The following is a 1,691-nucleotide window of genomic DNA, read 5'->3' as shown; positions in this document are numbered from 1 at the left end:
TCGCGTCACCCCTCGGTTGATGTCGTGCTCATGATGTAGCGGGTGAGGTCGCTGGGGTCGATGAGGCGGGCGGGGATCGGTTCGCTGTGGTGGCCGTGTCGCTGCAGGAGGGGCAGGGCCTGCTGGATGAGGGCGCGGATCTGGTTCTCGCCGACGCGGAAGAGGTGGGCGGTCAGGGAGCGGGACAGGCCGCGCTGGTCCAGGACGGCGGCCCAGATGATGTTCTCGGTGGTCAACTTGCGGTGGCGGGGCCGCTGTTCGGGCGGGAGCGTGTCGATGGCCAGGCGGATCTGTGCGGTGAGGTGGTCGAGTTCGTAGCGGGTGAGGCCGGTCAGGGCGGGGTGGGTGGTCAGGGCGGTGTCGAAGGTGTGGGCGGCGCGGGGGTGGGAGCGGCGTCCGGCCGGCTGCTGCGGCACTGCCGGGGCGCCGGGCTGCGGCGGGATGCTGTAGTTCCAATCCCCGTGGAATGCGTGGTGATTGACGGTGAGGGCGGCGACGTGGCGGGCGCCGATCTCAATGCCGGTGGGGTAGCTCCCGGTGTCGAGACGGGCGGTGACGCGCAGGCCGGTCGCGGTGGTCGTCGAGGCGATGAGGTTAAGGGCGACTTCGTAGCTGGTCAGGGGCCGGGCTCGCCAGTTCATGGAGATGAAGGAGAACAGGCGGTGTTCGACCTTGTTCCATTTTGACGTCCCCGGCGGCAGGTGGCAGACGGTGATCTCCAGGCCGGTGGCGGTGGCGAGGGCGGCGAGGTTCGCCTTCCAGGCCTTGCCGCGGGAGCTGTTCGAGCCGCCCCCGTCGGCGGTGATCAGTAGCTGCTTCGCATCGGGATAGGCGGCGCGGCCCTCTTCGTCCCACCAGCGGCGTAGGGCCGCGACGGCGAAGGCGGCCGTGTCGTGGTCAGTGCCGACGACGACGTAGCCGGTGTTGCGGCCCAGGTCGTAGATGCCGTAGGGGATCGCGGTGCCGACGGCCTGGGAGGGGAAGTCGTGGTCGAGGACCTCCACCGGCTCGCCGGGCGGCGTCCACTCCCGGCCCGGCCGGGCGAACAGGCCGATCTGCTCCTTCTTCTTGGTGTCGACGCTGACGACGGGGTCGCCCGCATCGAGGAACCGCTGCACGGTCTCGTTCAGGTGGCGGAACTGGGCGTCACGGTCGGGATGGGAGCTGCCGGCCAGGACGCGGGCATTGCCGCGCAGGCTGTACCCGGCCTCCTTCAGCATCGCGGCCACGGTGTCGCGGCCCACTTCCCGTCCCTGGGAGGCGAGTTCGTCCGCGAGGCGGGTCAACGATTTCGTGGTCCACGTCAGCGGCCCTATCGGGTCGCCCCGCGTGCTGTCGGCGACCAGGGCCAGGAGCGCCTCCCGCAGTCCGGGGTCCTTCGAGGCGGCCGACGGGCGCCCGGCCCCGACGCGGCGGATCCGACCGTCCGGGGCGGCGTCCTCCTCCAGGTCGGCCAGGCCGCGGGAGACACAGCCCTTCGAGACGCCGGCAGCCTCGGCCACGGCCGCGATCCCACCGTGCCCCAACTGGCGGGCCTCCGCGCCGTACAGCAGCCGCCGCTGTCGCTCGTCCAGGTGCGGCACGACCGCCTCGAACTTCGCCCGCAGCGGACCGATCAACTCATCGAAACGACGCATACCACATCAACGAGCCCAAGTCCCGGAAGCAATCCCTTGATTACCGACGGCTCC

1 protein-coding gene is annotated in these 1,691 nt (G+C 70.8%); it reads right to left on the bottom strand.

Annotated features, from left to right (window positions below; translation table 11 throughout):
* Window positions 1-5: 5 nt before the first annotated feature.
* Window positions 6-1,637 (bottom strand): ISAzo13 family transposase, encoded by a 1,632-nt coding sequence (locus ACWGJO_RS41510; RefSeq protein ID WP_452190956.1) that lies wholly within the window; start codon window positions 1,635-1,637, stop codon window positions 6-8.
* Window positions 1,638-1,691 lie beyond the last annotated feature (54 nt).

It is taken from the genome of Kitasatospora sp. NPDC054795 (assembly GCF_053611565.1).
This window is presented reverse-complemented; position numbering and strand designations above follow the sequence as displayed.

Bases quoted from the DNA above. Each gene is read 5' to 3' on its own strand.
- ACWGJO_RS41510 (WP_452190956.1), bottom strand. From the start codon at position 1,637: ATGCGTCGTTTCGATGAGTTGATCGGTCCGCTGCGGGCGAAGTTCGAG.